This is a genomic window from Hyalangium versicolor (assembly GCF_020103695.1).
GTDB lineage: Bacteria > Myxococcota > Myxococcia > Myxococcales > Myxococcaceae > Hyalangium > Hyalangium versicolor.
The window spans coordinates 111,744-136,115 of the sequence record NZ_JAHXBF010000024.1 but is presented as its reverse complement, the minus strand read 5'-3'; the positions used below and the strand labels follow the sequence as shown (position 1 = coordinate 136,115).

At 69.6% G+C, this 24,372-nt stretch carries 16 protein-coding genes; 6 read left to right on the top strand and 10 right to left on the bottom strand.

The window, feature by feature from the left end; all coding sequences use genetic code 11:
• Positions 1-2: 2 nt before the first annotated feature.
• Together KY501_RS39860 and KY501_RS39855 are read right to left on the bottom strand one after the other, a co-directional pair.
• Positions 3-2,501, bottom strand: a complete 2,499-nt coding sequence (locus KY501_RS39860) for a PAS domain-containing sensor histidine kinase (RefSeq protein WP_224369138.1) — start codon at positions 2,499-2,501, stop codon at positions 3-5.
• 139 nt (positions 2,502-2,640) lie between these two features.
• A complete protein-coding gene (locus KY501_RS39855; protein ID WP_224369137.1) occupies positions 2,641-4,290 on the bottom strand; it encodes a DUF2339 domain-containing protein in 1,650 nt (549 codons plus the stop codon).
• Between the two features lie 184 nt (positions 4,291-4,474).
• Between KY501_RS39855 and KY501_RS39850 the strand changes: the two genes are divergently transcribed.
• From KY501_RS39850 to KY501_RS39840, 3 genes are all read left to right on the top strand, one after another.
• The gene (locus KY501_RS39850; RefSeq protein ID WP_224369136.1) at positions 4,475-5,755 is read left to right on the top strand and encodes a Kelch repeat-containing protein; all 1,281 of its coding nucleotides are present in this window, start codon (positions 4,475-4,477) and stop codon (positions 5,753-5,755) included.
• 123 nt (positions 5,756-5,878) lie between these two features.
• Positions 5,879-7,261, top strand: coding sequence for a M24 family metallopeptidase (locus KY501_RS39845; RefSeq protein WP_224369135.1), 1,383 nt, complete (start codon positions 5,879-5,881; stop codon positions 7,259-7,261).
• A gap of 138 nt (positions 7,262-7,399) precedes the next feature.
• Complete coding sequence (locus KY501_RS39840) at positions 7,400-8,782, top strand: hypothetical protein (protein ID WP_224369134.1); 1,383 nt, start codon at positions 7,400-7,402, stop codon at positions 8,780-8,782.
• 6 nt (positions 8,783-8,788) lie between these two features.
• On the opposite strand, the gene KY501_RS39835 is transcribed toward KY501_RS39840, so the two are convergent.
• From KY501_RS39835 to KY501_RS39825, 3 genes are all read right to left on the bottom strand, one after another.
• Entirely contained in the window at positions 8,789-9,196 is a 408-nt protein-coding gene (locus KY501_RS39835) for a hypothetical protein (RefSeq protein ID WP_224369133.1), read from the bottom strand.
• A gap of 12 nt (positions 9,197-9,208) precedes the next feature.
• Complete coding sequence (locus KY501_RS39830; protein WP_224369132.1) at positions 9,209-10,369, bottom strand: cytochrome-c peroxidase; 1,161 nt, start codon at positions 10,367-10,369, stop codon at positions 9,209-9,211.
• A 161-nt stretch (positions 10,370-10,530) separates the two neighbouring features.
• The gene (locus tag KY501_RS39825) at positions 10,531-10,959 is read right to left on the bottom strand and encodes a hypothetical protein (protein WP_224369131.1); all 429 of its coding nucleotides are present in this window, start codon (positions 10,957-10,959) and stop codon (positions 10,531-10,533) included.
• Between the two features lie 207 nt (positions 10,960-11,166).
• Here KY501_RS39825 and KY501_RS39820 point away from each other — a divergent pair, with 207 nt between their 5' ends.
• Positions 11,167-11,553, top strand: a complete 387-nt coding sequence (locus tag KY501_RS39820) for a DUF2750 domain-containing protein (RefSeq protein WP_224369130.1) — start codon at positions 11,167-11,169, stop codon at positions 11,551-11,553.
• Between the two features lie 131 nt (positions 11,554-11,684).
• On the top strand, positions 11,685-14,078 hold the full coding sequence (locus tag KY501_RS39815) for a serine/threonine protein kinase (protein WP_224369129.1): 2,394 nt from the start codon (positions 11,685-11,687) through the stop codon (positions 14,076-14,078).
• A gap of 9 nt (positions 14,079-14,087) precedes the next feature.
• Here KY501_RS39815 and KY501_RS39810 read toward each other — a convergent pair whose 3' ends face one another.
• The 4 genes from KY501_RS39810 to KY501_RS39795 all read right to left on the bottom strand — a co-directional run bounded on the left by KY501_RS39810 (position 14,088) and on the right by KY501_RS39795 (position 19,462).
• Positions 14,088-14,768: an RDD family protein gene (locus tag KY501_RS39810; protein ID WP_224369128.1), complete on the bottom strand. Its 681-nt coding sequence runs from the start codon at positions 14,766-14,768 to the stop codon at positions 14,088-14,090.
• Positions 14,769-14,857: 89 nt separating this feature from the next.
• Positions 14,858-16,309: an AcvB/VirJ family lysyl-phosphatidylglycerol hydrolase gene (locus tag KY501_RS39805; RefSeq protein WP_224369127.1), complete on the bottom strand. Its 1,452-nt coding sequence runs from the start codon at positions 16,307-16,309 to the stop codon at positions 14,858-14,860.
• Positions 16,306-18,975: a bifunctional lysylphosphatidylglycerol flippase/synthetase MprF gene (mprF, locus tag KY501_RS39800; protein ID WP_224369126.1), complete on the bottom strand. Its 2,670-nt coding sequence runs from the start codon at positions 18,973-18,975 to the stop codon at positions 16,306-16,308. The genes KY501_RS39805 and mprF overlap by 4 nt, the downstream gene beginning before the upstream one ends.
• 22 nt (positions 18,976-18,997) lie before the next feature.
• The gene (locus tag KY501_RS39795) at positions 18,998-19,462 is read right to left on the bottom strand and encodes a response regulator (protein ID WP_224369125.1); all 465 of its coding nucleotides are present in this window, start codon (positions 19,460-19,462) and stop codon (positions 18,998-19,000) included.
• 572 nt (positions 19,463-20,034) lie between these two features.
• On the opposite strand from KY501_RS39795, the gene KY501_RS39790 reads away from it, so the two are divergent.
• Positions 20,035-23,667, top strand: coding sequence for a two-component regulator propeller domain-containing protein (locus KY501_RS39790; protein WP_224369124.1), 3,633 nt, complete (start codon positions 20,035-20,037; stop codon positions 23,665-23,667).
• 14 nt (positions 23,668-23,681) lie between these two features.
• On the opposite strand, the gene KY501_RS39785 is transcribed toward KY501_RS39790, so the two are convergent.
• Positions 23,682-24,308, bottom strand: a complete 627-nt coding sequence (locus KY501_RS39785; RefSeq protein ID WP_224369123.1) for a hypothetical protein — start codon at positions 24,306-24,308, stop codon at positions 23,682-23,684.
• Positions 24,309-24,372 lie beyond the last annotated feature (64 nt).

Here is a 24,372-nt window from a genome sequence, read left to right as displayed (position 1 = left end):
CCTCAGGCCGCACGCGAGCGAGGCAGCTCCACCCGGAACACCGTGCCCGTCTCGGCCGAGGAGCTCACCGAGATGAGGCCCCGGTGCGCGGCGACGATCTCGTGCACGATGAACAGCCCGAGCCCCACGCCCTTGAGCGCGTCACCGCCGCTGCTGGCGCGAGTGAATGGCTCGAAGAGGCGCGGTAGCAGCTCCGCCGGAATGGCGCGGCCCTGGTTGACGACCTCGAGCACCACCTGAGCCTCCTCGCCCGTCAGCCGCACCTCGATGGGCGTCTCGGGTGCGCCGTGCTTCAAGGCGTTGGTCACCAGGTTTCCCACCAGTTGGCAGATGCGGTCGGGGTCCCACTCCCCCTCCAGGTTCCCCCGGGTCTCGAGGCGGATCTGCCGGGAGGGGTGCGCGGCCATCAGCTCCTCCAGCACGGGGAGGCATGCGGTCTCCAGGTTCCCGCGGCGGGGCTGCAGGGGCATCGTCCCTTCCTGGCGCACGCGCACGAAGTCCAGCAGGTCGCGGATGAGGTGATCCATTCGCTGCACGCTCGTCAGGATGCGACCCACCTTCTTCTGTTGGGCGGGCGTGAGCGGCTCTGCCCGCAGCAGGAGCGTGCTGGAGGTGTAGATGGCTTGCAGGGGACCGCGCAGATCATGGCTGACGATGCCCAGCAGCTTCTCGCGCGTGTCCGCCTCGCGGCACAGGGCCTCGCGGAGCTGGTGGTGCGCGGTGACATCGGTGGACACCACCACGCCCGCAATCACCCGTCCCTCGACATCCCGGACCGCGGTGGAGCTCAGCTCGGCTTCCTTTCGCCTTCCGTCCTGGTGGACGATCGTCACCGGCTCGCGAAGGACCGGCTCCCCCGTGTGCAGGGTGCGCGACAGCGGCCACTCCTCGGCGCGGTAGGGGCTGCCATCCGGGCGGAAGCCCTGGTACGCCGAATACTCCGCGATGCTCTGCGAGGCGATGAAACCGCCCCAGATCTCCTGCATCGCGGCATTGCCGAGCAGGAGCCGGCCCGTGGGCTCGGCGATGACGACGCCCACCGGGAGCTGGCTCAACACGGCATTGAGCAGGCTGCGCTCCGTGGCGAGCGTGTCCCGGAGCCGCTCGGCCTCGGCGCGGCTCTGACGTTCGGCCGCGTACAGGCGCGCGCGCTCCAGCGCGAGGGCGCACTGCTGTCCCAGGGCCTCCATGAATTGGAGGTCCTCGCGCGTGAAGCCCCGCTCCTGCGCGAAGCTGAAGCCGAAGGCGCCGAAGACGCGCTCGTCCACCCGCAGCGGGAGCGAGGCGAACGAATGTCCGGTCACCATGGGCGAGCCCCGGAGCGTCGGGTAGCTCTGGAAGAGTTGCTCCCGGGTCTCATGCAGGACGGGCTGCCCGGTGCGATAGGCCTCGCGGAACATCACCGGCGTGTCGATGGGGAAGCGCCACCAGGCCGCGAGCTGCTCCTGGGAGTAACCCTGCGCGGCGCGCAGCTCGAACGAGGTGCCGTCCTCGCTGACCACCACCAGGGAGGCGCTGATGGCTTCGAGCGCCGCCACTCCCTCGCGGACCACCACCTGCGCGGCCTCCTCGGGCAGCAGCGCCCGGGACAGGGCGGATGAGACGGCATACAGCCGCTCGGTGCGAGTGCGGGACAACCGCGAGGAGGTGATGTCCCGCACCGTGCCGATGAAGCGCAGGGGTTTGCGCTCCGCGTCGAAGAACGTCTTGCCGTGCGCGAGGATCCACCGCTCCACGTTCGTGGTGAGGCCCACGGTGCGGTATTCGACCTGGTAGGCGCCATCTCCTGCCGGATCGAAGGTGGCCTGTACCGCCGCATCCACCCGGGCCCGGTCCTCGGGGTGGAGGCCTTGCAGGAAGACGCCGTAGTCGACGGGCGCGCCGGGGGGCAGGCCGAACAGCTCGCGGCACCGATCATCCCAGCTCAGCCGGCCCGAGCGAAGGTCCAGCTCCCACGTGCCCAGCTCGCTGGCACGCAGCGCCAGGCGCAGGCGGTCCTCGCTCTCCCGGACCACCTCCGCCAGACGTGAGACTTCCTCGCCCCGGCGCAGCTCGGTGATGTCCATGACCATCACCACGAAGCCGGCGACGTGGCCATCGCTCATCTGGTGGGGGAAATAGTCCGCTCTCACGGTTCGGGTGCCACCCAGCCGGTAGGGCACCACGCGCTCGAAGTGGGCGTGCTGCCCCGAGAGCGCCCGCTGGACCTCGCCACGCAGGCTTTCATAGGCCTCTTCCCCCACCACTTCCCGGAAAGAGCGGCCAATGATGTGTTCACGCAACACGCCGAACCAGCGCTCGTAGGTCTGGTTGCAGAATCGGTAGCGCTCTGAGGCATCCACGTAGGAGAGCAGCACGGGGGCGGCGTCCACGGTGATGAGCAGCCTCTCGATGAACCCATGCTCGCCCCGCCCGGTGTTGGGATGTTGGGACGAACGCTCGAGCAGCAGGAGCTTCTCGATGAGTTCCTGCAGCGGGGGGGTTGAGGGAGGAGGATGCATGAGCGTGAAACAATTACATCCAGTCTCACCTCTTCCCCAGGTGACTGCCATTGCCAGCTACCATCCCGAAAGTGCAATACGTGTGTTTTATAGGACGCGAGGAGAGCGAGCAGCCGTCAGCGGAGGGCAGGGGCGTGGCTCAGCCCTTTCTGTCGCGCAGCCGTGTGTACGTGTACGAGATGATCAGCAGAATCACCCCGATGAGGATGAAGGTGGTGATGCGCTGATCCGTGGGGAGCTTCGCCAGGTCGACAATGAGCAGCCGCCCGAGCGCCAGGGCCAGCACGCCCAGGCCGGCGAGCCGGTACCTGCGCTCGCGCAGGGCGAAACCGGCCGCGAACATGCCGAAGGCCGCCACCACCCAGCCGAGCGTCACGAGTCCCCGGGGCATCCAGTCTCCCGCCAGCCATACCAGCGCGAGCGCCGCGCCGCCGGCACAGAGGGCTCGCAGCAGGTTCTGGGACTGGAGCGTGTCCGCGGGTGGGAGCCAGTCTTGTTGAAGCTCCCCGGAGCGCTCGACGAGCAGGAAGCACACGAAGGCCACCGCATGGAGCAGGGGCGGGCTGTCGGTGATGAACCACGTGGACCCCAGTCCCACGAACAGGATGCCCACGCCCACCCAGCGCAGGATGGGAGAGACCGTGCCTCGCGCGGACAGCCCCGTCACCAGCCCCGTCACCAGCCACGACGTGACGAGCGCCGTGGCGCTGTAGTGGGCGGGCATCGCCAGGGCGAGCGTCATCGCGCTCAGTGACAGGTAGGCATGGAGCAGCATCGCGGGCGCCTGCCGCCACCGGGCCACTCCGGCGGAGACACCATGCGCCACGGCGACGATGAGGATGAAGGTGAACAAGTCCGGATGGCTGCGGCGCTCCACCTCATAGGAGCCGAGCCCCAACAGCCCCACCCAGTTGAGCAGGGCGAACGCCAGGCAGGCCCGGACGGACAGCTCGCGCGGCCGGGCGAGCAGCGCCACCGAGAAGAGCAGGAAGTAGACGGCGAGGAAGCCCAGGCTGAGCAGGAGCCGCTCGGAGTCGGGCGTGCCCGGTGCCACGCCGTCACTGCGCAGCGCCCAGTTGACGTGCGTGCTGTAGACGGCGACGAGGCTCGACAGTGGCACGATGACCCAGCGGTTCTTCACCAGGAAGAAGAGGGCACCGGCCGCCAGCAGCGTGGTGGACATCAGCGTGAACGAGGTGATGTCACTGAGCATCCCCGTGTGCAGCCCGAGGAACAGGGCGATGCCCGCCACCGTCTCCGAGTGCATCCGGTGGGCGATGACGACGATGCCCACCACGAGCCCCGCAAGCAGCACCAGCGCCAGCGCCTGGCTGTCGATGACGCGCACCGAGGGGATGAAGTGCAGCGCGTACGTGACGAAGTACGCGAGCGCCAGCCCGCCGCCGAAGACGATGCGTCCGAAGAGTGAGTAGCGCTTCGACAGCCAGAGCCCGAACGCGCCGAGCCCCGCGCTCAGCAGGTAGCCCAGCACCACCCGGACGAACACTCCCAGCTCTCCGAAGTGGTAGGTGATCAGATACGCGATGCCCGTGATGAGGGCCACGATGCCCACGCGGCTCAGCCAGTACGTGCCGAGGTGCGTCTCCAGATCCCGAGGAGGAGGTGCCTCGGAGGCAGGCACTGCCGCAGCGGACACGGGCGTCGGCGCGGGCACCGTGGGAACGCCTCGGGCCTCCAACTGGTGGAGCCGATCCTGCAACGACGCGACGAGCGTCTCGAGCCGCTGCACCCGTTCGCGGAGCTCCTGATCCCCATCCTCTGCGCTCATGTGCGCGTCCGTCCTCGTGCTCGTGAAAGGTCGTTCCGGCCTTGCTTCCACGGTCCACCATAGAGCGCTCCCAAGGTGGTGCGATGTCGTTTCAACCCTCGGGAATCACTCAAGAGTCAACGGCCGAGCATGTCAGACCGTCAGGTTAAACGAACCCCCCTCGACGAAGCGCGCAGGTGGGGTCATGCATCGGTTTTCGACGTCCTTCTTTGCAGCAATCCTCTTCACAGCGGTGTTCTCTTGCAGCTCCGGTCCCGCACCGGAGGAGGCGGGCTCCGGGCAGGTGGGACAGACGCTGTCCTCGCCTCGGCGGCTGTTGCCTTTCGTGCAGCTGGAGGATGGGCGCGTGCTCGCGGCGGGCGGCCATGACGGCACCCGCACCCTCTTCTCGTCCGAGCTCTTTGATCCGGCCACGGGCCTGTGGAGCACCACGGGCTCTCTCAAGGTGGCGCGGCGCAACCACGCGGCAGTGGCGCTGAAGGATGGGCGCGTGCTGGTGGCGGGCGGCTCGCCTCAGCAGCTCGTTGGCATGCTCGCGAGCGCAGAGCTCTTCGATCCGGACACCGGTGAGTGGACGGTGGTGGCTTCGATGTCGACGCCTCGCATCGACCCGACCGCCGTGCTGTTGGCGGATGGACGGGTGCTGGTGGTGGGTGGCTCTGACGTCGACCGGCGGCAGCTCCGCTCGGCCGAGCTGTTCGATCCGGCCACGCGCACGTGGACGCCCGCGGAGGCTCCGGGTTGGGGCCACAGCGGCGCGCAGGCGGCTGCGGTGCTGGCGGACGGGCGCGTGCTCTTCGTGAGTGGCATGCAGGCGGAGCTGTACGAGCCGTCGACGGGCCACTGGACGAAGGCGGGTCCCGCGGGGGGCGCGGCGGGCACGCACCGCTCGGAGCACACGGTGACGCGCCTGCCGGATGGGCGCGTGATGGTGGTGGGGGGCAGCACCTCTCGCGCGGCGGAGACGGCCGAGGTGTTCGAGCCGATCTCCAACACGTGGACGCTCGTGGCTCCTCCGCACATGCCGCGCGAGAGCCATGCCGCGGTCGTCACCGCGGACGGCGCCGTGCTGGTGCTGGGCGGTGCGCACTTCTCCACGGGGACGCTCTCTTCGGCGGAGCGCTTCGAGCCGGCCACGGGCACGTGGAGCCTGGTGACGTCGCTCCAGGCTCCGCGCCGGGGCGCCGGGGTGGTTCGCCTGCCGGATGGCGAGGTGCTGCTGGTGGGTGGGTTCAGCGATGCCGGTGGGACGCTCGCCGCCACCGAGCGGTACATGCCCGGCGGCGGCTGCGTGCCGGCGACGTGCGCGGAGCAGAGTGGAGCGTGCGGTGTGGTGCCGGACGGGTGCGGTGGGCTGCTCGACTGCGGCGCGTGTGACGCGGGGATCCAGTGTGCGCCGGACGGGTGCGCTGGGGGGCCGAACGTGGATGTCTCCGTGGTCATCTCCGTGCCCGCCGTGCAGTAACCGCTGGGTGGTACCCACCGGCGGCGGGAGGGGCGCTCGGGAGGCAGCGGCGGGCTGCTTCCCGAGCGCCCTTCGCTTTCTTGCTCACTCCAGGCGTCCAGGGCCGTGCCATGCTGCGCCGCCATGCGTACGTCTTCGTTCCTGCTTGCTTCCCTGTTGCTGTCCTCTGCCTGCGCCACCTCGGGAGCGCGGACGGCTCCTTCCTCCCCTGAGGGCTCCGAGTCGGTGCGTCCCTTCGGCACGATGCGCTCCCAGGCCGAGCGCCAGCAGGCCTGGCTGAAGGAGCGGCTGGAGGTGGCGCTGCCGCGGCTGATGCGCCAGCACGGCGTCGAGATGTGGGTGGTGCCCATGCGGGAGTACAACGAGGATCCCGTCTTCAAGGCGCTCGTGTCCGCCACCGCGTACTCGGCGCGGCGGCGCACCATCTTCGTCTTCCACGACATGGGCCCGGACAAGGGCGTGGTGCGCCTCACGTTGGGCGGAGGTTCCCAGGGCGGTCTGTACGAGCAGCGTCGTCCGGCTGCCAAGGGCGGCTCCGGGCGGCCCATCGAGCCGTGGGGCCCGGATCAATGGCAGATGCTCAAGCAGGTGCTCGAGGAGCGTCAGCCGAAGTCCATCGCCATCAACGTGTCGCGCACCTTCGCCTTCGCCGACGGCCTCACGCATGGCGAGTACGAGGGCATGACGGAGGCCCTGGGGCCCCAGTGGGCCGCGCGCCTCAAGCCCTCGGGAGGGCTGCCAGTGGACCTGATGGCGTGGCGCACCGAGGATGAGGGGCGCTTCTTCGCGGACGAGAACAAGCTCGCGTGGAACATCATCGAGACGGCCTTCTCCAACGCGGTCATCACCCCGGGCGTCACCCGCGTCAGTGACGTGGAGTGGTGGATGCGCCAGCGGCTGGCCGATCTGGGACTCGACACGTGGTTCCCTCCCTCGGTGGAGGTTCAGCGGCAGGGCGCCACGGAGGAGCAACTCGGAGAGGATCCGATCATCCAGCGCGGAGACGTGCTGCACTGTGACTTCGGCATCACCGCGCTGCGGCTGAACACCGACACGCAGCACATGGGCTACGTGCTGCGCGAGGGAGAGACGGACGTGCCCGCCGGGCTGAAGCAGGCGTTGGCGGCCTCCAACCGGCTGCAGGATCTGCTGGTGGAGGAACTGCGTCCCGGCCGCACGGGCAACGAGGTGCTGCGCATCGTGCTCGGGCGGATGCAGCAGGAGGGCATCAATGGCTCCGTCTACTCGCACCCCGTGGGCCTGAACGGCCACGGAGCGGGCTCCATCGTCGGGCTGTGGGATCGTCAGGAGGGCGTGCCCGGCAATGGCGACCACACCATCATCCCGAGCATGTGGTACTCGGTGGAGCTGCAGGCGACGTCGCCGGTAGCCGAGTGGGGTGGACAGCCCGTGCGCTCGGCTCAGGAGGAGGACGTCATCATCGGCGCCGACGGCCGCGTGCGCTGGGCCTACCAGCGGCAGAGCACGTTCCACCTGGTTCGCTGAGGCACCACTCCCCACTCAGCGCCGCGGTGGCCTGCCGCGGTGCTCCCGTGTTGCTCCGAAGTGACCTTCGGGCACTACGCTTTACGTGCACTCGCTGTCACACTACCCTATGGGTGGGTAGGTTTCAACGGCGCGTGCATGAGCATCGAAGAGCGATTCGACGAGACCCTGCGCGAAGGTGAATCCGCGGACACCGTCTCCGTGGAGGCGCTCCTGCGGAGCCTGCGCCAGCGCGGCGTGCAGGTGGAGGAGGAGCGCCTCGCACAGGCCCCTGGAGTGGCCGAGGCCTTGTTGCTGGCTGCCTCCTGGGTGCGCCGTGCCAGGACTCGAGGTGCCACGGTCGCGGAGCAGGTTCGGGCCGTGCTCGAGCTGTGGCGGCACATTGGCCCGCAGCCTCGGAACCCCTCCGCCAACGATTGGAGCGCCACCGGGCTCCCACGCAGCTTCCATGACGGCTTCGTGAAGGTGCCGTTGGAGCTCCGGATCGTGTTGGCCCGTGAGGTCGCCGTGGATCCGCGCTTCGATGCGGAGGATGCGCTGGAGCTCGGCCGCAAGCTCCGAGGTCTGCTCCGCGAGGAGGGTCGCCGCGCCGAGCTCGAAGACGTGCTCGCGACCTGGGAGAGGCACGCCCCGCACGCCTATCGCTCCGAACCCGCGCTGCTCGGCTGGCGCGTGGAATGTGCCTTGATGCGCCCCGGCTCGGATGTGCACGGCGCCCTGCTCGGGCTGGCCGCGTGGCGGGGGCACCTCGTTCCCCTGCTGAAGCTCGCCGAGTGGTGTCTCTATCGCGGCCGGGTCGAGGCCGCGCTCGCGGGGCTCACCGCCGCCTGGCCGGGCGTGCGCGACAGCCCGCGGCTCTTCGTCTGGGACATCGAGGACTTCGCCCAGCGCACTGTCTTCACCCTCCTGGACACCGTGCTCCTGCGAGCACCCGTCCTGGGTGAGGGCTGGTTGCGCGAACGGCTCGAGCCGCTCGGTCCCCTGGCGCCAGGGTGGCTTGAGCGCGCCCAGGCGTGCCGCTCCGGCGAGTGGATGTGGAGAGGCTCTCCCCAGAGCTGGCACCAGCTCTCCGTGAGTCAGCTCCAGTTCGAGCAGCAGGAGCTGGTGATGGCCTTCGAGCTCGAACTGCGCACGCGCTACGACTGGCCCTTGGGGCGCACCCAGCTGCTCCACCCCTGGCTCCTCGTGTTGATGCCCGAGGTGCCTCGGGGCCTGCGCGCCACCCAGGAGCCCTCGAGGGATCCCGTCAACCTGCTGCTCCCGGCCGAGTGGGTGCTCCGCGAGTGGGCGCGTGTCGGCTCCGAGAGCCGCTACCGCCACCCGCACGCCGAGGCCGCTGTCGCCTCGGCCCTGCTGCCCTGGGGACACTTCCTGCGCCGGCTTGGGCTCATCGACTCGTACGAGCACGCCGCGTGGCGCGTCTGCGTCACGCGGGCGCTCGCGCGGCTCCCGGAGCAGTTCTCCTCCGCGGACGATCCCCTGCTGGAGCAGGAGGTGCACAAGGCCCTCCGGGGCGGCTGAGGCGCCTCAAGCCGCTCCGGTGGACTGCTGCTCACGCAGCCGGGCGATGACGTCGCGTGCCTCGGCCTCCGTCTCGGCGAACTCGAAGTGCACGTTCCACTTGCCCGTGAAGAGCAGCCGGACCATCAGCCCCTTGGCCATGGCCCGCTGCGTGGGCCCCGCACCCAGGTAGATGACGGCCCGGAACCACTCAGGGCGGGCCTGCTCGGTGAAGTAGTTCCGGTTCTCCGCCGCCATCGACGAGCCCGCTACGTCGACGGCGATGAAGATCCGCTGCCCCAGCTCCCGGACGATGTCGACCAGGTTCCGGGTGTGCTCCACCGTGCTCGGCCCCGAGTATTTGACCCAGAGGATGTCGGGAGGCTCCCACCACGCGCGGTGCGTCCCGAACGTCCACTCCCTGCTCTCCGGCATACGCTCTCCGCGCTACGGAGTGCCCGTCATCGACTCGAGCAGCTTCACCAGCGCCTTCTTTTCCTCGTCGCTGAGGTCCAGCTTCTTGATGGTCTCCGTCCGGGTGCCCGAGAACGTGCCCACCTCGTCGCCGCCCTTGTTGTAGAACTCGACGACGTCCTCCAGCGTTTTCAGCTCGCCGGTGTGCATGTAGGGCGCCGTCAGCGCGATGTTGCGCAGGGTGGACGTCTTGTAGGCCCCATCCATCTCCGCGCGCTTCTCGCCCAGCGTGGAGCGCACGGTGTTGAGCCGCGTGGCGTCCTGGCCCGTGCGGTCGTCGCTGTAGGGGCCCGCCGCGTTGAACTTCCAGTCCAGCATCGCGTCGATGGCCGCCGTCTGCCCCGGTGCACCCGGGCTCGAGTCCTTCACGCCCAGGTTGTGGAACAGGTTGTCGCTCATCGTCACGCCCTGGTGGCAGACGATGCACTGGCCCTTGCGGAAGTACGTCTTGAGCCCCAGGTAGGCCGGATCGTCCTTCTCGGTGCCCGCGTCCACCGCGGCGATGAAGCGCTTGACGTCCTCGTCGAACGGCGAGTTCACCCGGTTCACCTGCCGCTCATAGGCCTGCATCAGCTTGCCCACGTTGGCCAGCAGCTCGTCATCCTGCGTGGTGTCCGGAGTCTTGTTGAACAGTTCCGTGTACTCGCCCATGTACGAGCCATTGAGCTGCGTGCGGAGGATGGTGGGGTTCGAGTTCATCTCCACGGGGCTCGTCATCGGCAGGATGGCCTGGTTCCACAGCCGGTCCGCGCGCCCGTCCCACATGAACCAGCGCAGGTAGTCCACGTTGAGGATGGTGGGCGGGTTGCGGCCCGTCACCCCGCCGTTGCACCCGTCCGCCTTCGGCTTGTCCACCGTGCGCCCGTCCCCGTCATGGCAGCTCGCGCAGGAGACAGTGCCGCAGCTCGACAGCTTCGGATCATGGAAGAGCCGGTTGCCCAGCGAGGCTGCCCTCGGATCATCCGCGAAGCGGTTGGTGGTGTCCCGCGGCGGGTGCTGCGGCATCGTGTGAAGTTGCTGGAGCTTGTCGAGCTCATCGAACGACGGGAAGGGATCCTCGTTCTCACACGCATTGGCCAGCAGGCCCACCACGAGCAGGCAAGCCAGGCGGGCACTCAGGCGTTTCGCGTTCATAGCGGCGGGAGCTCCTGCGACAAGGGTCAAGAAAGTCCGGAAAGAAGGGCCTTGTCGTAAGCGGCACATTGCCGTGCTTGGGGGCAGGGAATCAATCCACCCACGTGCCTCAGGGTTTGTACTTAGAGGTCGAACGAGCAGGCAGGCAGGCCCTGGGACGGCTAGCCGCACGTGGCGCGGAAGTCACGCGTGGCCGTCTCGTAGTCGCGCAGCTTCAACGTCCCCGAGCCGGAGCGGGGGCTCAGCGTGGGCGGCTGCCCGTTTTCGCACTTCCAGTCCGCGCCGGGGCGGACCTCCAGGTGCAGCTCCGCCTCGCTCGGCAGGCTGGACACCACATAGAAGCACCGCTGCCGGCTGGCCTTCACCATGACATTGCCCAGCAACTGCGAGGGCTCGCGCACGTGGGCCACCCGAATCCTCACCCCGGCGCAGGAGGTACTCTTTGGGCCCACCGCGTTGGGAGGGGGCACGAGGATGCCGGTGATGCTGGCGTTGCCCTCGCGCTCCAGCCGCTGCGCCCCTGTTCCGAAGGCACAGCCACCCGTGGCGAGAGCAAAGGTGGTGATGAGCGTGAGGCCGGGCTTGAGCATGGCTTCTTCTAACTCACTCGCGGTTGCCGCACCTGCGCCGCGAAGTTGTCTCCCAGCCCGTGCCGCATCGCGTCCGGCGGGATGAACTCCTCCTTCTCAGACAACGGTCTGGAGCGCATGGACGTATCGGAGGTATGCCGGTGCACAATCCTTTGGGAGCAGGTCAGCCCGGAGCGCCAGCATGCGCTGGGTGAAGGAGGCAGCAGGATGACGCGGGAGATACCCGACGATCGGCTCCAGGCCGCCCTGGAGTTGCCCCCGGAACGGCGCCATGCCTGGTTCCTGCAGCGCGTGCGCGAGTCCGGCGAGGTGTGGGGGCTGTACGCGGAGGGCTGGGCGCTGGCGTTCGACGACGAGGGGCGGGATGTGTTGCCGCTGTGGCCCACGGCCGCCTCCGCCCGGCTGTGTGCCACGCGCCTGTGGGAAGGCTTCGAGCCGCGCTGCATCCCCCTGCCGGAGCTGGTGGAGCAACTGCTGCCGGAGCTGGCCGAGGAGGGCATTCCGTTGGGGACCTTCTTCACGCCCCAGGGCGAGGGCTGGCCGGTGACGGCGGCCGAGCTGCGCGCGCAGCTGCTCGGCGCCGCGAGTGCCTGAGGGCGCCAGCCCGCTCGCCTGCTCGCCGCGGCCAGGGTTTTCCTTTTCGGGCCGGTTCGGTGTCCAATCCGGGCGGTGCCTCGGGTGGCTTGCGCCTACCTTCGCCTCCGTGGTGCGCTTTGGACGACCTGATGACCACCGAAACCAGAGAATGGCCGCGCAGCCTCGGGCGCTATGAGCTCGTCCACCTGTTGGGCCAGGGCGGCATGGGCGAGGTGTACCTCGCCAAGATTTCCGGCGCGGCGGGCTTCGAGAAGCCGTGCATCGTGAAGACGATCCTCCCGGCGCTGCTCAAGGATGGGCAGTTCCTGGATCGCTTCCGCCACGAGGCCAAGGTGTTGGTGCACCTGGTGCACTCGTCCATTGCCCAGGTCTACGACATGGGTGAGGTCAACGGCGCCTACTTCATGGCGCTGGAGTATGTGGCCGGAGTCGACGTGGCCTACCTGGCGGATCAGGCCCGCGCCCAGGGGCAGGCCATTCCGGTGCCGGTGTCGCTCTACCTGGGGCAGAAGGTCGCCGAGGGGCTGGGGTACGCGCACCGCAAGACGGGGACGGATGGCACGCCGCTGGGCATCGTCCACCGGGATGTGTCCCCGCATAACGTCATGGTGTCGTACGAGGGTGAGGTGAAGGTCATCGACTTCGGCCTCGCCAAGTCCGCGGCGCGCAGCAAGTACACGCTGCCGTCCACGGTGATGGGGAAGCTGGGGTACATGTCCCCCGAGCAGGCCCGCGCCGATCCTCTGGACCACCGCAGCGACATCTACTCGTGCGGAGTGATGGTGTGGGAGCTGCTCGCGGGCCAGCCGCTCATCGCCCACGGGACGGTGGGAGAGATGATGGCCGCCATGGCCAACCCGCGGCCGCCCTCGCTCCACGAGCTGCGGCCCGAGGTGGATCCCGCGCTGGACGCCGTGGTGAGGAAGGCGCTGGCTCCCAATCCCCAGGATCGCTACAGCCGCTCGGACGAGTTCGCTCGCGCTCTTAATGAGCAGCTGCTGCGGGCGAGCTCCTCGCTGGGGGCGGAGGAGGTGGGCAACTACGTGAAGGCGGTGTGTCCGGAGGCATTCTCCGCGCAGCGCCAGCTCATCTCTCGCATCTCCGGTGTTCGCCGGACGGATTCCTCGCCGCCGGCCAGCGGAGGCGTGCTGCAGGTGGGCGTCTCTCCGCTTCCGGCGGATCCGCGAGTTGGGCTCGAGGCCACCACTGTGCGCCCCGCGGCGGGAGCCCAGGATGTGAACCTCGGCGCCACGCTTCGTCCCATGGCTACGCCCCTGCCCGGGGCGGTTGTTCCCGCGGCGCTGCCCGCGCAGGTGCTCGCGCCCGCGCCCTCCGCGCCCGTGATGGCTGCGCCGGCGGTTCTACCTCCCGTGGCCAGTCCGTCGGGAGTCTCCACGCCTTCGTCTGGGCTCCGCAGTGGGGTGATTGTCGGGGGCATCCTCTTGTTGCTCGTGCTGATGATCGGCACCGCGGTGGCCACCGCGTACTTCATGGGCGATCGCCGGCATCCGTCCCCAGTGGGCGCACTTCCTCCTGGGGCAGGACTGCCTCCGGATCCAGGCGATCCGAGAGGGCCCCACCCTGGAGATCCGAGGGGCCCGCGTCCCGGAGAACCTCCGAGGGGCTGGCGCCCTGGAGATCCGCTGCCTCCCCGTCCTGGAGATCCGCCGCCTCCACCCCCTGGGGAACCGCCGCCTCCCCCAGAGGACGGGGCTCCTCCGGATCAGGGCCCCGAGGGGCTGGCCGCGGAGGGCAAGCCGGGCAAGCCCGCCAATGACGCCGTTCCGGCTGCGGGCTCGGAGGGCCCGGTCGCCGCGGCTCACGCGGCGGGGTCGGTGGACTCGGCCGTGGTCGAGCCTGCGGCGGGGACGAGCGACGAGGTCCCTTCGGAGCCACAGAAGCTGCGGCAGACCAAGGGCGCCGCGGCACCGTATTCGGTCAAGGGCCTGCCCATCGTGAGCCAGGAGAAGGGCGTGTACTTCGCCTCGGGGGCTCGGGTCGGCGATCTCCGCAAGGGCATGGTCGTGAATGTGGCGGGGCAGAAACCGAACGGAAAGCTGAAGACGCTCGGCACCGCGACGGTGGTAGCGCGGGGACCTCGTGGGAAGCGGGTGCTCCTGGAGCTGGACGATGCGGCGAAGCAGGCTCGCGAACCGCTCTTCCTGCTCATGCCCGAGGGCTCCTCCGAGCCCGCCCAGCAGGCCGAGTCCCCCGCTGAGCCCGCTCCCCCGGCTCCTACGCCTCCGCCACCGTCCCCGCGCCGAGAGCTGCGCTTCCTGGTGCGCGAGTCTGGGCTGCTCGACAGGGAATACGTCATCGACAACAGGGAGTCCGAGGCCCTCTTGCGCTGCACGGCGACGGTGGCGGGCAAGAAGCGGGCGGACGTGACCGTCCTCAAGCTGGGGCAGAACAAGGTGGACCTGAGCAAATTCAGGTGGCGGGTCGATGCCCGCGAGGTCCCCAGGGGCCGGATGTACATCGAGTGCGCCGAGGGCGTCGCCGAGGTCGGCATCCACGGCTGAGTGTCGGCCTCACCGCTTCAGGTGCTCGGCGACCTCCGGGCACTCGGGCTGGAAGGTCAGCGCCTCCGCGTCCTGGTTCTGGACCTCCCGGGCGAGCCGGGAGAGCGAGCGCTGGCACGTCCAACTGCCCACGTGCTGCTTGTAGCCGTGGCAGCACTTCCAACCGGTGAGCTTGCGGCCCAGGAACTGGAAGGCCTCATGGCGCGTAGGCGTGGCGATGAACCACCCGGCGAGCACGAGCGCGGCCACCCAGGGCAGTTGAGGCACCAGCCCGCGCATCCACGCCTTGCGCACCGTGGAGGGCCGCTCGCCATGCAGGCGCAACAGCCGGTCCAGGGGACGCGAGGGCAGCAGCGGCGTCACCAGCACGTCCGGGAGCGCGACGAAGGCGCGGGCGAAGGCGCTCGGAAAGCCCGGGGGTTGGCTCTGGGCGTTCACCAGCCGCACATCGAGCAGCCGTCGCCCCAGCGTCCACCCTCGCACCCCGCCCACCACCGAGATGATTGCCCACGCACAGAACATGCTCACCAGCACTCGGAGGAGGGATTGCTCCCAGTCCAGCGCGCGCGCCGCGCCCCAGCCCAGCAGGATGGCCGTCGCCAGATCCACCAGATCCGCGCCCCAGAGCCGGAGCCGGTACTCGGTGTGCACCGGTGAGAATTGTGATCCGAACAGCGCCCCTTCACTCATCCGCCTGCGGCTCCTTGAAGAGACAGCATAGTCCGTCCGCGCGGAGGTGACACCGCCCCTGCACGGGTAGAAGGGAGCCTGAGGGGGAGTCAGGGTGCCAGCGCATCGGTGATGGACTGGGCCACGCGGGCATAGTCTCCGCCGAAGTGGTGCCCGCCGTGGAGCATCACCGACCGGGTGCCCTTCACGTCTCCCAGCAGCGGGCAGACGCTCTCATGGACCTCCGAGTCTCCAAAGATGCACAGCACCGGCGTCCCCCCGAGCGCCTGGACTTCCGGGAGCACCTGCATGGTGCCTCCCCCACCTCCCAGCAGGTCCGTGACGTGGACCTCGAACTCGGCGATGCGGCCTGGGGCCACCAGGGCCACCAGCCGCACCCGCTGGCGCAGCTCGGCTGGCAGCCGCGCCACGATGGCGGGGAGCACGTCCGCCCCGCGCGAGTAGCCCACGAGCACCGCGCTGCGCGTCTTCCAGGCCGCCAGGTAGTGGGTGAGCGCTCGGGCCACGTCCCGGGCCGTGTCCTCGGGCGTCCGCTTCTTCCAGAAGTAGCGCAGCGAGTCCCAGCCCACCACGGACAGGCCCTGGGCGTTGAGCGCCCCCGCGAGGTGCTTGTCGATGCCGGCCCAGCCACCATCTCCCGACATGAGCAGCGCGAAGCTCTCCGTCGAGGGCGTGGCCGTGGGGACCTCGACGAGCGGGAGATCTCCCACGGGCTCGGGCGGTGGCGTGGGGGCGATGACTGCGGGCGTGCCCGTGTCCGGGGCCGCGGGCGCGGAGGCTGCGGTGGGAGGAGCGGGAGGGGCCGAGAGCTCGGTATAGGTCCGCTGCAGGGTGGCGCGCCGCGACTCGGGGCTGGGCGAGCCCGGAGGGAGGGACACGGTCTGCGCACCCGCCATCTTCTGGAGGAAGGGCTGTTGCCGCTCCAGGTCCGCGTTCCCCTCCTTCATACCGGGCAGCAGCCGCCAGGGCGCGTTGAGGGCCTCCATGGGGAGCAGCACGTCGGACTTGTTGTCAGCAGAGCGCGAGCGGGACAGCCCGTTGCCTCGGCAGATCGGAATGGGCAGCGACAGCTCGGGGCGGAAGCCGAGGCTCACGCCGCCGCGGAAGGTGTTCTCGGGTGCCTGCGCCAGCGAGGCGTAGACGACGGCGGATCCAGCGCCCGTGCCCACGAGGATGGGGTGGAGGTACTCGGGCAGGTCCAGCGTCTTCTCCGTGTACTGGGCGAGCGCTTCGAGATCTCCCGCGGGGTAGGCGCACTTGCCCGCGTGCCCGAACCCCTCCAGGTAGTGAGCGGTGTCCACCGTGAGCACCAGCGCTCCCGAGTCCGCCAGGGCCTTGGCGAGCGTGGAGGACTCCTCCTTCCCGGAGAGCAGCACCGCCACGCTGCGGGGAGGGCCGCTGGGGTGGACGAGTGGAACCCGGCCGAAGCGGTCGAACGTGACGGCCTGGGGAGGAGCGGCGCGAGGTACCTCGGCCTGGACAGGAGCGGAGATCGCCAGCACGGCCCAGGTGAGCGAGAGCGTGAACAGGGAGAACTTCATCGCGACACCGTCCCGGTGAGGCCGCGAGAGACGAGCGCGGCGACGTTGGCGAGCACCCGAGGAAGCGCGAGGCCTCCAGGGGCGGCGAGGTAGCGCGGCGTCCACACGGGGTGGAACTTCTCCTTGTACTGGCGCAACCCCTGGAAGTTGTAGAAGTGCTCGCCGTGGCGGAACAGGAAGGTGCCCAGGCGGTGCCACAGCGGCGCGAGGCTGCGGGACATCATCCCGCTGAAGGGTGCCATGCCCAGGTTGAAGCGCTCATAACCCTGCTCCTTCCCCCACATCATCAGCGAGGCGAAGAGGTAGTCCATCACCCCGCTCGGCGCCTCGGGCCTGTGGCGCATGAGGTCCACGGACAGCTCCTCGTGGGACTGCGGGGCCCACAGGTTGGCGAAGCCGAGCACGCGTCCCTCGCGGCGCACCAGCGCCATGGGGCCCTCGCGCAGGTAGCGTGGAGCGAAGAAGCCCAGCGAGAAGCCCTTCTCCCGGGTGTGCTTCGCCCGCATCCACTCGGCGGACACCTCTTCCAGCTCCGGCAGCAGAGCGAACACATCCTCGCGAGGTACCACCTCGAAGGTGAGCTTCTCGCGCTCCATGCGGCGCACGTTGTGGCGCAAGGCCCGGCAGTCCGGCGTGTCCAGGCGGAAGCCTTGGAGCGGGACGGTGGCCTCCTCACCCAGCTTCAGCAGTGCCAGCCCCAGGTCCAGGTAGCGCGGCAGCGCGCTGGGGCCCACCTGGTAGAAGCACGTCCACCCGTGGTGGCGATCCGCCAGCTCGTGGAAGCGCCACGCCAGCTCGGTGGCCTCGTCCGCCAGCCCCACCGGGTCCCCCATGGACACCCAGCTTCGCCCGGCCACGCCGTACATGATGAAGGCCGTGCGCGACTCGTTGAAGAGCAGCGCCTTGTCGCCCACCAGCGCCAGGTGCGCGGAGGACTCGGGAGCGTGGGCCACCAGCGGGCGCGCCACGGCCAGCTCCAACCCGGTGGTCGGCGGGGTGCGCGGGATGGCGGGCTTCAGCAGCAGGCCCACGCCGAAGAAGAGCGCCAGACTCAAGGTGCCCACCATGGCGCGCAGGAAGCGCGGCGCATCGCCCTCCAGGGTGAACTGCCACCACAGCTCGTGGCTGTAGTCCACGTGCCGGTACGAGAAGAAGCCCAGCCACACGGAGGCGCCCACCACGGCGGCCACCGCCAGCAACCACGAGAGGCTGAGGCGCTCGGCCAGCAACGAGGTGTGGCGGTAGAAGCGGGAGCGGAAGGGCGCCAGCGCGAGCGCGATGGCGAAGAGCAGCGCGGCCTCCTCATAGTCCGCGCCCTTCACCAGTGAGAACACGCCGCCGGCCAGCAGCAGCGCCAGCGTCAGCACGAAGGCTCCGTCCAGCCGGCGCTTGAGCCCCAACGCCAGCAGCAGCAGCGCCACGCCGGTGAGGCTGCCCAGCAGGTGGGACAGCTCCAGCAGCGGCAGGGGCACGAAGCGATCCAGCCACTCCAGCCGCGAGGGCACCGCCGGAGTTGCTCCCGAGAAGAGGAGCACCGCGCCCGCCACGAAGCACGCGGCCGCGGCCACGAGCGGAACCAGGGGGCCCAGCGTGACGCGCACCGCGCTCGCCAGCCGCCTCAGGGCCTCGCGCCTGTGCACCACCTCGTGCCCCAGCAGCAGCGCCGACGCCACCGCCAGCGGCAGCAGGTAGTAGAGCACGCGGTACGCCACGAGCATCCCCAGCACCGAGGGGACCGGCACGCGCGGCGAGAGCGCGGTGAGGATCGTGAACTCGAAGACGCCGAGCCCGCCGGGCACCTGGCTGGCCACGCCCACCGCCTGCGCGGCGACGAAGAGGGCCACCAGCCCCGGCAGCGACAGCCCCGCCTCGGGGGGCAGCAGCAGGTAGAGGACGAGCGCCGCCATCATCCAGTCCACGCTGGACACCAGCACCTGTCTCACCGCGAGCCGGGGCTCAGGCAGGTGTGCCAGCAGGCCCTGGGCTGGATGTGTCCGTCCGGCCCTCGCGCAGAGGGCCACATAGCCCACCGCGAGCAGCAGCAGGCCCACGCCCACGGCACGCGCGGCCATGGGGGGCAGGTGCAGCAGGGCCAGGCTCTCCGGAGCCCACGTGACACAGAAGCCACCGGCCAGCAGCAGACCCGTCCAGAAGGTCAGCCCGCAGAAAGCGGCGATCCGCGCCACGTCTCGCGCACTCAGGCCTTCCTTCGAATAGAGGCGGTAGCGCACCGAGCCACTGCCCAGCACCGACAGGCCGATGCTGTGCCCCAGAGCGCAGGCCGTGAAGGAGATGCGGCTCACGCTCCGGTACGGCAGCCGCCGGCCCGCGTACCGCAGCGCCAGTACGTCATAGCAGGTGAGCGCCAGGTAGCTGGCGGCGGTGGCGAGCACGGCCAACCCCACCTTCACGCCAGGCAGCGCCGCCAATTCCCGAGACACGTCCGCCCACTGCAACCGGGACAACTCCGCCCACAGCGCTCGGCTCGCCGCCAGCAGCAGCAGGAGGGGCAGCAGCGCCACCAGGGCGCGTGCGAGCTTCCCCACGGGCCCATGGCGAGCCTTGTCCCACCAGCGCATCCGCGGGGAACTCGAAGCGGCGGGAGCGGCGGGCGCGGCGGGAGCCTGAGTCATGGGAGGGGAGGAGAGCGTGGTTGCGTGAGGCACGGTGACACCTCCTGCCTGGAGTTCAGTGCGGCTTGAGGAGTTCACGCACCGCCCCTCGGAGGTCCTCGAGCTCGAAGGGCTTGTCGAGCACGCGATTGGCTCCCAGGCGGGCAGCCTCCGCGTGCAGGGCCTCATCTCCGAATGCGGTGATGAGGATGACGGGTGTGTTCCACTCTTCGCTCCGCAGCCGGGCCAGCACCTCCAGGCCCGTGAAGCCCGGCATCCGCACATCCGTAATGATGAGATCGGGCGCGCGAGACTGCTCCGCGAGGAGCCCGGAGACGAGCGCGCGAAGGAGGGACGGTCCGTCCTCTGCCTCGATCACCTCATAGCCGTCGCGCCGCAGCGCCCCTCGCAGCAGGCTGCGCATCTGCGGCTGGTCCTCGGCGAGCAGGATGCGCAAGGGCTCCTCGAGCCGAGGCTCCGGCTCCTTCCCGATCAGGTACTCCTTGATCGTCTGCCTCACCGTCCACTGCTGCCGTGTCATCGCATCCTCCCCAGCCTGTGAAGCCTCCGGGCCTCTGGGAGAAGGCGGGGGGCATCCCTGTGGAGGAGCATGGGACATGCCAGCCTCTCAGAAGGGCTGGTGGCCCTCGGGAAGAGAAGCGTGGGACGTGGCAGATTGCCCCAGCGAGGAAGTCTGCCCCGTGCACCTTCCGGGCAAGCGCCAGGAGGCGCCGAGCATCCGAGCAGGCCTTCGCACCGGGCCGCCTGGACACAGCCGGAGTCGCATCCCTGTGTCGACTTTCCGCAGTGGTCGCCTCTGGCTCCGCACCCCATCTTCTCAGCAGCAGGGAGCGGAACTCACTCGCGTGGGCGCAGCAGCCTGGAGATCGAAGCGGCAGCGTTGATGGGGACTGCCCGTCTCGGCCCGGGCGGCCCTTGCGAGGAAGGCACGCGGGTCCGGATGGACCTGGACCTGAGGGCTTGTTCCCGTGCGCGACAGGGCGGCAGCGGCGAGAGAGGTGGGGCAGGGAGCAGGGGAGTTCTCGCCGCTGCCGCCGGGTGCGTGATTGTCGCTTGGTGGCAGGGGGCAGTTTGCTGGACACTGCGAGCCCCATGTCCACCTGGGGCCAGTGCCGCCCGGGGCTGCGTGCCCTCATCGCTTCGTGTTTTCTCTCGCTCCTCCTGGTGGGGATGCCGAGCTTTGGATTGGAGCCGCACCGGGCACTCTCCCAGTACGGCCATCAGGCCTGGCGCACCGAGGATGGGTTGCCGCAGAACACCGTGCTCGCGGTGCGGCAGACGCGGGATGGCTACTTGTGGCTGGGCACCTTCGAGGGCCTGGTCCGCTTCGATGGCGCCAACTTCACCGTCTTCGATCGGCACAACACGCCGGAGCTGAGCGAGCACGGCATCCGCACGCTCCTGGACGATGGCTCCGGAGGGCTGTGGGTGGGGACGAAGCGAGGCCTTCTCCATTACGAGCAGGGCCATTTCCAGCGGATGCAGGACGAGGGCGAACTGCGGCAGGTGAACGTGCAGGCGCTCGCTCTGGAGGGCAGCACGCTGTGGATCGGCACCTCGCTGGGGCTGGAGCAGGTCCCCGTCTCCGGCGGTGCGGCGCGGCAGCGTTACACCACGCGCGAGGGGCTTCCGAGCGCACAGGTGGAGGCGCTCGCCGTGGACGGGACGGGCGCGCTGTGGATCGGCACGCGCGAGGGCCTGGCGCGAATGGTCTCGGGCAGGCTGGAGCGTGTAGCGCTGCCCACGGGCGCGGACTCGCGGGTGCGCAGCCTGCTGGCGGCGCGGGACGGCACGCTCTGGGTGGGCACGTACTCCGGACTGCTCTCGCTGCGAGACGGGAACTTCACCTGGTACAGCCCCGAGCAGGGCATGCCGCGCTACGAGGTGTCGGCGCTGTGGGAGGACCGGGATGGCGTGCTGTGGGCGGGCACCGAGACGGGCCTGGTCCGCCACACCGACGAGGGCTTCACCTCCTTCGGCCCGAAGGAGGGGCTCTCGGGCACGCGGGTGTACTCCATCTTCGAGGATCGCGATCGCAACCTCTGGGTGGGCACGGCGGATGGAGGGTTGAACCGGCTGAGCGCGGACCCCTTCATCCCCTACGGAGTGCCCGAGGGGCTGAGCCATGACCTGGTTCGCACGGTGCTGGAGACGCGGGACGGCACGCTGTGGCTGGGCACGTTGGGCGGCGGGCTCAATCGGATGAAGGACGGTCGAATCTCCCGCGTGGGCGATGCCGAGGGGCTTGCGGAGGAGAACATCCGCTCGCTGGCGGAGGGCCCGGACGGCACGCTCTGGGTGGGCACGCACCACGGCGCCTTCCGGTACGACGGCAAGCACTTCCATCAGTTGAAGCGGGAGAACGGGCTGCCGTTGGACCTGGTGTGGGCCATCCTCCCGGACTCGCGAGGGGATGTGTGGTTCGGCACCTCGTCGGGGCTGGTGCGCCTGCACGAGGGCCAGTTCACCGTGTTCACGCCGGAGCAGGGCCCGGTGGCCGAGGCCGTCATCTCCATGTGGGAGGACACCACGGGTGCCATCTGGTTCGGCACGCACGCGGGACTGGTGCGCTACGCCAATGGCAGCTTCACGCGGGTGAAGGATCCGGCGCTGCTCAACGAGACGATCATGAGCCTGCACGCGGATTCCCCGGGCACGCTCTGGGTGGGGACGCACACGGGGCTGGTGCGGTGGAAGGACGGGAAGGTGGCGCGCATCACCACGGCTCAGGGGCTCGCGGACGACAGCGTCTTCAACGTGCTGCCGGACGCGGAGGGCTTCTTCTGGATGAGCAGCAACAAGGGCATCTTCCGGGTGAGTCGGCGCGAGCTGGAGGAAGTGGCGGACGGCCGGCGCGAGCGGGTTCGCTCCCGCAACTATGACGAGCGGGACGGGCTGCGCAGCGCGGAGACGAGCGGAGGTTCGCAGCCGGCGGGCTGGCGCGCGAGGGACGGGCGCATCTGGTTCGCTACCTCGCGTGGCGCGGTGGTGGTGGATCCGAAGGATGCGCGGCTGGAGCGCCACCCGCCCGAGGTGCGCATCCAGGAGGTGCGGGTGCAGGGGGAGCTGGTGCCGCTGATGTCGAAGCTGGTGCTGGCGCCGGGCCGTCAGGACGTGGACATCCGCTTCACCGTCTTCGCGCCCGAGGCGCCCCAGCGCGTGCCGGTGCGCTACCGGCTGGATGGGTTCGACGCCGACTGGTTGGACGCGGAGGGCCGCCGCACCGTCACCTATACGCGCCTGCCGCCGGGCACCTACCGCTTCCAGGTGATGGTGGCGGACCGGGACGGGGTGTGGCGCGAGCCTGGAGCCGTGCTGGAGGCCACGCTGCAGCCGTGGTTCCACCAGACGGTGTGGTTCTACCTGCTGTGCGTGCTGGGAGTGGGTGGGGTGGTGGCGGTGAGCTACGGCTGGCGGGTGGGCCGGCTCAAGCAGCGCGAGCGGTGGCTGCAGGCGCGTGTGGAGGACCGGACCAAGGAGCTGGCCCGCGCCAACCAGGAGCTGGATGCTCACTTGCGAACGCTGCGAGCCACCCAGTCCCAGCTCGTGCAGGCGGGGAAGATGGCGGCGGTGGGTACCCTGGCCGCCGGTGTGGGGCATGAAATCAACAACCCGCTCTCCTACATCGTGTCCAACCTTGAACATGCCTGTGCGGAGGCAGGCTCGCTGATGCGTCGCCTGGAGGAAGGACCGGTGGATGTGCGCGAGCGGCTCCGGGACATGGAGCAGGTGTTGCGCGAGGCGCTGATGGGGGCGGATCGGGTGCGGCGCATCGTCCGGGACTTGAAGACGTTTTCACGCCAGGATGACGGGACGAAGGAGCCGGTGGACCTTCGGGCGGTGATGGACTCGGCGGCGAAGATGGCGGCCGGAGAGCTGCGGCCCCGGGCCCAATTGCTGCGGGACTACGCGGAGGTGCCTCGGGTGGAGGGCAACGAGGCGCGGCTGGCGCAGGTGTTCCTCAACCTCATCATCAACGCGGCCCAGGCCTTGCCGGAAGGGAAGCCCGAGCAGAACGAGGTGCGCCTGGTGACTCGGCGGGTCGGAGATGACCGCGTGGCCGGGGAGGTGCATGACACCGGTAGTGGAATTCCGCCAGAAGTGGTCGGTCGCATCTTCGACCCCTTTTTCACAACGAAGCCGGTAGGGGTAGGCACGGGGCTGGGGCTGGCGCTATGCCATTCCTTCATCACTTCGATGGGGGGCCGGATCGAGGTAGAGAGTCAGGTGGGGCGGGGAACGATGTTTCGGGTGACACTGCCCGTGGCTCGTGGAGAAGCGGTCCCGGTGCCGCGAGCTGTGGAGTCCAAGGAGGGAGTGTTGATGCGAGGTCGGGTGCTGGTGGTGGATGATGATCCATTGGTGAGCTCCGCGCTGCGGCGGACTCTGTCGCGCGAGCATGACGTGGAGGTGGTGGTGAGCTCGCGGCGGGCGCTGGAGATGCTGTCCTCTTCGCAGGCCAGCTACGACGTCATCCTCTGCGACCTAATGATGCCGGAGATGACGGGGATGGAGCTGCACGCGCAGCTGGCGAAGGCGGCTCCGCAGCAGGCGGAGCGGATGGTGTTCGTCACGGGAGGGGCCTACACGCCCGCGGCGCAGGAGTTCCTGGAGCGGGTGCCCAATCCGCGTCTGGAGAAGCCCTTCGAGCCGGAGAACCTGCGTGCGCGGGTGCGCGAGTGGGTGGCGAAGGCGCGGGGCGCGTCCCCGGATGCACCGGCGTAGGTGCGGGGTGGGGCCTACGTCTTGCGGGGGCCCGAGGGTTTCTGGTTCAGGAGCAGATCCCTGGCGCGGACGAGCTCTTCACGTTGTTGAAGGGCGAGGTTCTTGAGGTCCGGGGCGAGGCCGTCCAAGCGAGCGGGGTCCCTTTGCTGGAGCTGGGCCTGGAGGGCGGCCTCGATGACGGCGGGAGGGGCATCGGTGGCGACGCCGAGGAGGGAGGCGGCCTTCTGCCGGGCGCCTTCGCGGAGCACGGAGGGGTCTCCGACGGCGGCCACGAGGCGGGCATCCTCATCGCTGGAGCCGCGGAGGGTGGGGATGGAGGAGCCGCCGCTTCGGATGAAGAAGGCGGCCACGGCAGCCACGGCGGCTACAGCGAGCGCGGCGAAGAAGTAGAGCCGGCGTTGCCGCTCTTGTTGGAGGAGCTCCTGGCTGCCCGAGAGGGATTCCTTCTGCTGTCCCTGCTTGCCTGAGGATTTGAGGGGGCGCGTGGAGGGGCGGTTGGGCTCGAGTTGCTGGGACATCTCGCGTTCGAGCATGTCGAGCTGCTCGTTGGAGTAGGCGGAGAAGGAGTTCTTCGCCACCGTTCCGAGATACCCCGCCGTTCCCGCCGCGCCCAGCGCGAGCATGATGAGCAGCCACCGCATCGACCTTGTGCCTCCTGTGTGGCGGGAGAGGCTACCGCGAAGCGCCCACGCTGAGGTGGAGATC